At 66.7% G+C, this 8,962-nt stretch carries 3 protein-coding genes and 1 pseudogene; all 4 read left to right on the top strand.

All coding sequences use genetic code 11. The annotated features are described in order from the left end of the window. Positions 1-6,223: SDR family NAD(P)-dependent oxidoreductase (locus tag QOC89_RS30690; RefSeq protein WP_323048482.1), on the top strand; the 6,223-nt coding region annotated here is incomplete at its 5' end. After that, on the top strand, positions 6,223-7,137 hold the full coding sequence (locus QOC89_RS30685) for a UDP-3-O-acyl N-acetylglycosamine deacetylase (protein ID WP_323048481.1): 915 nt from the start codon (positions 6,223-6,225) through the stop codon (positions 7,135-7,137). The genes QOC89_RS30690 and QOC89_RS30685, both read left to right, overlap by 1 nt. A gap of 42 nt (positions 7,138-7,179) precedes the next feature. Next, positions 7,180-8,523, top strand: coding sequence for an aminotransferase class I/II-fold pyridoxal phosphate-dependent enzyme (locus tag QOC89_RS30680; protein WP_323048480.1), 1,344 nt, complete (start codon positions 7,180-7,182; stop codon positions 8,521-8,523). 15 nt (positions 8,524-8,538) lie between these two features. Further along, positions 8,539-8,962, top strand: a pseudogene (locus QOC89_RS30675) (N-acetyltransferase); the annotation flags it as partial.

Raw genomic sequence — 8,962 nt, 5'->3', positions numbered from 1 at the left:
GAACGCGGCGCATACCAGGCAGTGGCTCAAGCATCGCGCGATCATCGCGCCGTCGACGTCAGCCGAATCGCGCGCGGCGCTCGCCGCGCTTGCCACGCCGACGGCGGATCAGACAGAACCGTCTCTCGTGAAGGGCGAAACCCCCGGCGACGATGCGCGTCTTGCGCTGGTGTTCTCCGGCAATGGTTCGCAGTGGGCCGGCATGGGCAAGCAATTGCTCGAACAGGAGCCGGTGTTTCGTGCCGCGCTCGACGAACTCGACGCGCTGTGGCGCGCCGACGGCAGTGCCTCGCTGGTCGAGGTGCTGCGCGAAGGCGTCACAGCCGCCACATTGGAAGCGACCGAGCACGCGCAACCGCTGCTGTTCGCGATCCAGGTGGGCGTAGTGCGCGTGATCGAGGCGCGTGGTGTCGGCTATGACGTGTGCCTCGGTCACAGCGTCGGTGAAGTCGCGGCGGCGTGGGCGTCGGGTGCGCTGACGCTGGCCCAGGCCGTCCACGTGATCAAGATTCGCAGCCGCGCTCAGGCAGGCACGCGCGGCACGGGCCGCATGGCCGCCGCCGGCCTCGGCGAAGCCGCCATGCGTGCACTGATGGCGCAACTCGGCGTGGACGCCGCGGTGGAAGTCGCGGGTGTCAACAGCCCGCAGGCGGTCACGCTGGCCGGCCCGCTCGGCGCTTTGCAGATGCTCGAAGCCGCGGTGAAGGAAAGCGGCCGCTTCTTCCAGATGCTGGACCTGGACTACGCGTTCCACAGCCGTCAGATGGACCCGATCGAGCCGGGCGTGCTGCACGGTCTCGCGGATCTCGTGCCGAACGCCGCAACGCGTAGCTTCGTCTCGACGGTAACCGGCGCCGAACTCGCGGGCACCGAACTCGACGCACATTACTGGTGGCGCAACATCCGCGAGCCGGTGCGTTTCGGCGATGCCGTCGCTCAGGTCGCGCAGACAGGCGTGCGCCTGTTCCTCGAAGTGGGCCCACATTCGATTTTGCGCAGCTACGTGACGCAGACGCTCGACGACGCCCGCATCGCCGGCCGCTCGCTGCCCACGCTCAAGCGCCATCACGACAGCGCGCAGATGCTGCACCACGCGATCTACGCGATGATCGCGAACGGCGCGCGCGTCGATATCGAACGCTTCGCGCCGCTGGGCGCGCGCGTGGCATTGCCGTCCTATCCGTGGCAGCACGAACGCCACTGGCTCGGCCCGACCGCCGAGGCCTACAACCTGGTCAATCGGCGCCGCGAACATCCGCTGCTCGGTTACCGTCTGCGCGAACACGCGCTCGCCTGGGAAAATCAGCTCGATCCAGCCGGTCTGCCGATGCTGGCCGATCACGTGGTCGACGGTGGCATGGCATTCCCTGGCGCGGGCTACGTCGAAATGGCGCTGGCCGCCGCGCGCGTGCATTTCGGCACGCAAAGCTGCGCTGTCGAGAACCTCGAAATCCGTCTGCCGGTGGTGTTCCAGCCGCAGCATTCGAAACTGTTCCGCTTCACCGTCGACGTCCGCACCGCGAGTTTCACAATCGAAACCCGCGAGCGCATGTCCGACGAAGCATGGTCGCTCAACGTCACCGGCCGCTTGCTGGCGAGCGGCTGCGCGCTGAACGAGACCGGCGACGCGAGCACGCTGCCGGCCACCACGCTCACCGAGTTGTTCGCGCAGCCGGCCATGGCCGGCACGACCTTGTATGCGAACACCAGCGCGATCGGTTTGAGCTACGGCCCGGCATTCCAGTGGGTGCGCACGGTGCACGTCGACGCGAACGCCGGCATGGCGCTCGCGGAAGTGGACGTCCCCGCAGTCCTCGTGCAAACCGGAATCGAATCCGCAGCCGGGCTGGACGCCTATGCGTTTCATCCGGCCTTGATGGATAGCGGTTTCCATCCGCTGTTCGCGTTGCTCGCGCCAACTCAGCAGGCGCAGAGCGAACGCGCGGCCTATGTGCCGGTGCAAATCGGGCGCATCGACTATCTGCGCGGCGACGCGGTCCGCTACGTGCTCGTGCGGATCGAGCGGCGCAGTCCGCATTCGGTCGTGGCATCGTTCGAATTCGCCGACGAGCACGGCGCGATCGTCGCGCGGCTCGGCGCATGCCGTTTCCGCCGCGTCGATCTGATGGGTCGCCGTCAGCATGCGCCGGCACGCTACGCGTATATCGCCGAAGCGAAACCGCTCGCCGCCGACCTCGACGCGCGCAGGTTGCCCCGGCCGGCCGCCTTGCTTGAAGAAGCCGCCGCGACATTGGCCGCGCAAGAAGATCAGTCGCGCAGACAGGCGCATCTGACTGAAATGCTGCCCCTGCTCGACGTGCTCGCGAGCGCTTACGCATTGAACGCGCTCGACGCGATCAACGTTTTTGCGCAAGCGTCGCTGCCGGACTGTGCGCATCCGGCGCTGTTGGCACGTCTCGCGCAGATCGTCGTGGAAGACGGCCTGGCGCAGCGTGACGGTACGCGGCTGGTGCGCGACAGCGCGGCCTGCGAGAGTCTCCCGGGCATCGACGAACTGTGGCGCGATCTGCTTGCGCAGTCGCCCGCGCACGTCGCCGAATTGACGCTGCTCGCGCATTGCGGCGCGGCGCTGCCTGCCGTCTTGCGCGGCGAGGTGAGCGGCGCGCAGATCCTGTCGCCGTCGCGCAGCAGTCTGGTCGAGCACTTCTTCGAAGCTTCGCCGACGTGGGCGCATGTCAATGCGTTGAGCGGCGCCTGCCTGCATCGGGCGATCGAAGGGTGGAGCGAAGCGCGCCGCTTGCGCGTGCTCGAACTCGATTCGCCGTCGAGCGAGGTGCTTCAGCCGCTCGCGATTCACATGCCGGTGTCGCGCTGCGATTACACGATTGCAGGCACGCATGAACAGTTGAGCGGTTTCGACGCGAGCGAGTATCCGTCCATCCGGACCGCGACCATCGAATTCGGTGACGCGCCACGCCTGAGCGGTACCGAGGCGGGCGAGCGCTACGACATTGTGGTGGCGAGCCACGTATTGGCCGCCCAGAGCGAGCCGCGTGCGCTGCTCGCCGCGCTGCGCGGCTGGCTCGCGCCGGGCGCGCTGGTCGTGATCGCGGAGCCGCGCACCAGCCGCTTCGCCGATATCGTGTTCGATCTCGACGCGGATGCCGCGCACGCCAACGCGCGCCGTGCGGCGTGGTTGTCGCCGGCCGCGTTGACGAAACACCTCGAGGAAGCGGGTTTCGAACAGGTCACCCGGCATAGCGAACATGGCCTGGATCTCGAAGTCGCACCCACGCTGGTCGTCGCACGCGAGCCGTATGCGGGTGCTTCCGCCGGCAACGAAACTGAAGTGCGGACGCCGCCGGCGCATTGGTCCTTGCTGTATGCAGCGCAAGCCGGCGCCGACGAGACCCTGGCTGCTGCCTTGCAGGCCGCCGGGCACACTACGTCGAGCACCACGCTCACGGCGTTGCGTCACGACATGAGCAAGCTGGCCGCGCCGGCAGGGCGTGCGCATCACGTCGTATTCATCGCGCCGGATCACACCATGTCCGCTGATGCGGACGGCGCGGAGGTGATGCACGTCCAGCAGCAGACCACGCTCGCACTGGCGCAACTCGTGCGTGATCTCGCCGCGGTTGCCGGCGTGATGCAGCCGCAATTGTGGATCGTCACGCGCGGTGGTGCGCCAATCGTCACACCGTTTGCCGATGCCGCGATGCTGCGCCCCGAGCAGGCCGCGATGTGGGGCCTTGGCCGGGTACTGGCCAACGAGCATCCCGAACTGTCGTGCCGGTTGATCGACGTGTCTCCAGCGTGCCGCAATGCAGCCTCAGAGTTGGCGCGCGAACTGCTCGCCTCCGACGGCGAAGAAGAAGTGCTGCTCACGTCTCATGGCCGCTATGTGCCGCGCATGATGCCTGCGGCTAGCGCGGCAGCGCGCCGCGATTCGGCTGCCGCGCTACGTCCGCGCAACGAAGCGGCGGTGCTCGGTTTTGCTTCGCCGGGATCGTTGCGCAATCTTGAATGGTTCGCGCCGCCGCTACGCGAACTCGCCGCGGACGAAGTGGAAATCGAACCGGTAGCAACCGGTCTGAATTTCCGCGACGTGATGTACGCAATGGGCCTGCTGTCCGATGAGGCCGTCGAAAACGGTTTTGCCGGCGCGACGATCGGCATGGAACTGTCGGGGCGCGTGGCGCGCGTCGGCCGGGACGTGCGGCGTTTCGCACCGGGCGATGCGGTACTCGGTTTCGCGCCGGCTTCTTTCGCGAGCCACGTGCGCACGAAGGCCGAGGCCATCGCTCACAAACCCGAACGCCTGACGTTCGAAGAAGCCGCCACGGTGCCGACCACTTTCTTCACGGCGTACTACGCGCTGTGCGAGCTGGCGCGGCTGCGCCGCGGCGAGCGCGTGCTGGTGCATGGCGCGGCGGGCGGCGTGGGCATCGCGGCGATCCAGCTCGCGCGCCACCTGGGTGCGGAGGTGTTTGCCACGGCGGGCAGCCGCGAGAAGCGCGAATTCGTGCGTCTGCTCGGCGCCGATCACGTGTTCGATTCGCGCAGCCTGGCGTTTGCCGATGAAATTCGCGAGCGCACGCAAGGGGCCGGCGTCGATATCGTGCTCAATTCGCTCGCCGGTGAAGCGATGGTGCGCAGCATCGACACGCTGCGTCCGTTCGGCCGTTTCCTCGAACTCGGCAAGCGCGACTTCTACGAGAACAGCCGTATTGGTTTGCGGCCGTTCCGCAATAACATCAGCTATTTCGGCATCGATGCCGACCAGTTGATGAGTGCCTTGCCGGATCTGACCGCGCGTCTGTTCGAAGAGGTCATGCAGCTGTTCGCGGGCGGCGCGCTGCATCCGTTGCCGTATCGCGCGTTCCCGGCTGAGCGCGTCGAAGAAGCTTTCCGTCACATGCAGCAGGCGCGTCAGATCGGCAAGATCCTCGTGACATATCCGGCAGGCACGCCGAGTCCGGCGTGCACGAAGGCCGGCGCGGACGCGCTGCGACTCGATCCGGCGGCGGCCTATCTGATCGTCGGCGGCACGGGCGGACTCGGTTTCGCCACCGCGCGCTGGATGAGGTCGCGTGGCGCGCGCCATCTGACGCTCGCGAGCCGTTCAGGCGTGCTGGCCCCGGAACTCGCTGCCGAGGCCGCGCGTTGGCGCGAGGAAAACGGCACCCAGGTGCACACCGCGGCTTGCGACGTCACGGACGCAGCCGCGCTCGACGCACTGCTCGCCGGAATCGCCGCACGCGGCACCCCGCTCAAGGGCGTGCTCCATTCGGCGATGGTGATCGACGACGGCCTCGTGCGCAATCTCGACGACGCGCGCTTCGCCGCGGTGCTCGCACCGAAGCTGGCCGGCGCGTGGAACCTGCACCGCGCCACGCGCGACGCGACTCTCGATTTCTTCGTGGTCTATTCGTCGGCGACGACTTTCCTCGGCAATCCGGGGCAGGCCAGCTACGTGGCGGCCAATACCTTTCTCGAGGCGCTGATCGGGCAACGCCGCGCGGCCGGTTTGCCGGGCACCTACATGGCATGGGGCCCGCTGGACGACGTCGGCTTCCTCGCGCGTCATGCCGAAACACGCGAAGCGCTGCAGGCGCGCATTGGCGGGTTGTCGATTACGTCGGCCGAAGCGCTCGCCGCCCTGGAACGCGCCATTGTCGACCTGAACGTCGGCGAAGCGGTGGTGCGGCTCGACTGGCAGGCACTGTCGCTTGGCATGCCGGCCGCGCGCGCACGCCGCTACACGGAACTGCAGGCGCGCGGCAGCCATGAACCGGCGCGTCAGGGCGGCGCGCAGATGCGCGACCAGATTCTCGGCCTGGCTTTCGCGGAGGCCTTGCAGCTGGTCGAAGAAACCTTGCAGGCGCAGATCGCACGCATTCTGCACATGTCGCCGGAAAAAATCGAAACCGGCCGCTCGATCCTCGACATGGGCATGGATTCGCTGATGGGCATGGAACTCGGCATGGCGGTCGAAGAGAGTTTCCAGGTCAAGCTGTCGATCATGACGATGGCCGAAGGCGCAACCGTGCATTCGCTGGCGCAGCGGATCGTCGAATCGATCCAGACGCAGGATGAGGCCGTGGAGCCGAATGGCGTCGCGGCGCAGGTGGCGGCGGTCGCCGCGCAACATGCGCTCGATGTCGGCGCTCATGCGCTGGCCGACGTCGCCGATGCGCTGTCGGGGCACGCGGACACGGCAACGCCTGTGTCGACACCCGCCGCGGCGGAGGTCGCTTGATGAGCGCGCCCGCAGGGTGGAGCCACCGCGAGGGGACCCTCGCGCGGCCGCTGGCGTTGAGCGGTCACGGCCTGCATACCGGACGGCGCGTGAACGTGCGGATTCTGCCCGTCGGTACGGATGGCCCGCGCGGCATCGTATTCAGGCGGATGCAAGGCGCCGACGTGCTGGCCGAGCTCGCGGTGAGTCCGGCGCTGCGGCGCGGCCAGCCGCTTTGCACGATGCTCGAAAGCGCCAATGGCGTTCGTGTGCGCACCGTCGAACATCTGCTGGCGTCGCTGCTGACCTGCGAGATCGATCGCGCGATCGTCGAACTGGACGCCGAGGAAGTGCCGATTCTGGACGGCAGCGCAGAGCCATGGATCGAAGCGATCCGTGCGTGTGGGCGGACCGAATTGCCGCATGCCAAGCGCTTCATTCGCGTATTGCGTGCTGTGAAGATTGCCGACGGTGAAGGCACGCGCGATGAGCGCAGCATCTCGATCGAGCCGTCGTCCGTTTATGAAATGGCCGTGCGTAACGACCTCAAAGGCTTCGGCGCATTGCGCTGGGACGGCGCGCTCACGCCCGCGAGCTTTGCCGGGGAGATCGCACCGTCGCGTTCATACGGACGCGTCAAATGGGCGATCCCCGCGATTCTTGCCGGCTACATGCGCGGCATGCCGATTCTGCGCGGCGCGCGCCTTTCGTGTACCGCGGCGATCGTCGGTAATCGTGTGCTGGGCGGCATGCGCGTGCCCGATGAGTTCGTGCGCCACCGCGTGCTGGATCTGGTCGGCGACATGGCGATGGCCGGCGCGCCCTTGCTCGGTCGCGTCAGCGCCTTGCGGCCGAGTCATGAAATGAACTACCGGCTGATTGCCGAACTGCTCGCCACGCGCGACGCATGGGAATGGGCCGAATTTGCGGCTTGATATCGACATCGGGCCGGCACCTCACAGGGTTAGTTGAACAGCATGGGATTGGGTGATCACATTCGCCAGCAACTCGCCGCGAAGGCGTTGATGCGGCAACTGGAACGCGTCTCCGAAGAGGCGCAGACGCCGGGCGCGCCGTTGGCCGCCGTCGCCGGCGGCACGCGCGCGGCGCAGGACGCTTCGCGCGCCGCGCTGTGCAGCTTCGAGACCATGCCGGGTTATCAGCAGGTCGAAATATTGCGGCAGATGGGTGAGAAGCTGCAGGTCGTGTCGCCGTTTTTTCGCGTGCACGAAGGGATTGCCGGCGCGACCACGCAGATCGGCGGCGCGCAGTATCTGAACTACGCGAACTACAACTATCTCGGTCTGGCCGGCGATCCGCGCGTGTCCGCGCGCGCGAAAGAGGCGATCGACCGCTATGGCACGTCCGCCTCGGCGAGCCGGATGGTGGCGGGTGAACGGCCCGTGCAGCGCGAACTCGAAGCGGCGCTTGCCGGCTTGTACGAGGTGGACGATTGCGTCGTGTTCGTGAGCGGCCATGCCACCAACGTGACGGTGATCGGCTCGCTGTTCGGTCCCGGCGATCTGATCGTGCATGATTCGCTCGCGCACAACAGCATCGTGCAAGGCGCGCAATTGAGCGGCGCGAAGCGGCTGAGTTTTCCGCACAACGACTGGCAAGCGCTCGATGCGCTGCTCGCTCGCGTGCGGCATGATTACCGGCGCGTGCTGATCGCGATCGAAGGTCTGTACAGCATGGACGGGGACATCCCCGATCTGCCGCAGTTCGTCGACATCAAGCGCCGGCATGCCGCGTTTCTGATGGTCGACGAGGCGCACTCGCTCGGCGTGCTGGGCGAGCAGGGCAAGGGCGTTCGCGAGCATTGCGGCGTGGCGAGCGGCGACGTCGATATCTGGATGGGCACGCTCAGCAAAACGCTGGCCGGATGCGGCGGGTTTATCGCCGGCTCGCAGGCATTGATCGATATCTTGCGGCATCTCGCGCCCGGGTTTCTGTATAGCGTGGGCCTTGCGCCAGCGCTCGCGGCGGCGTCGCTGGCGGCGCTCGAACAGCTGATTGCCGAACCGCAGCGCGTGGCACTGCTGCGCGCGCGCGGCAAACAGTTTCTCGACGAGGCGCGCGCCGCCGGTCTCGATACCGGTAAAAGCGCGGGTTATGCGGTCGTGCCGATCATTACCGGCAGTACCCTGAAAGCTGCGCAATGGGCCAACGCGATGTTTGCGGAAGGCATCAACGTGCAGCCGATTTTCTATCCCGCCGTCGAAGAGAAGGCGGCGCGGTTGCGGTTTTTCATCTGTTCAACGCATGAGCCGGAACAGATCAGCCGAACCATTGCAGCGCTCAAGCGCCTGCCTCGTTAAAGCGGAACCTTCGCCATGTACGCCGTTCAATCAGAGCGCGCTCGCGCGCAGCAACAGGGCGCGGAAGCGGACTCGCTGCAGTTCCGCCCCGCGCGGGCGGAAGACGCCGAAGCGTGTGCGCCGCTGATCTTCGCCTCGGGCGTGCGTGAGTTCGGATTCTTTCTCGGTCAACCCGACGCGCGCTGCATCGAATTTCTGGAGTTCGCATTCACGTCGAAGCACGGTCGTTTCTCTTATCGCCGGCACCATGTTGCGGTGACGGACGACGGCAAGGTGATAGCGGTGCTTGCCATGCATGACGGCAGGAACATCTGGTTTGACGACCCGCATGTCGCGCTGCTGCTGCTGATTTTTTTCGGCGTGCGCCGCACGGTTGGCATGCTGTTGCGTGGGCTGGTGCTGGAGAGTGAATTGCCCGCACCGAAATCGTCACAGACAC

Source organism: Paraburkholderia sp., from assembly GCF_034668105.1.
Taxonomy (GTDB): domain Bacteria; phylum Pseudomonadota; class Gammaproteobacteria; order Burkholderiales; family Burkholderiaceae; genus Paraburkholderia.
This window is presented reverse-complemented; position numbering and strand designations above follow the sequence as displayed.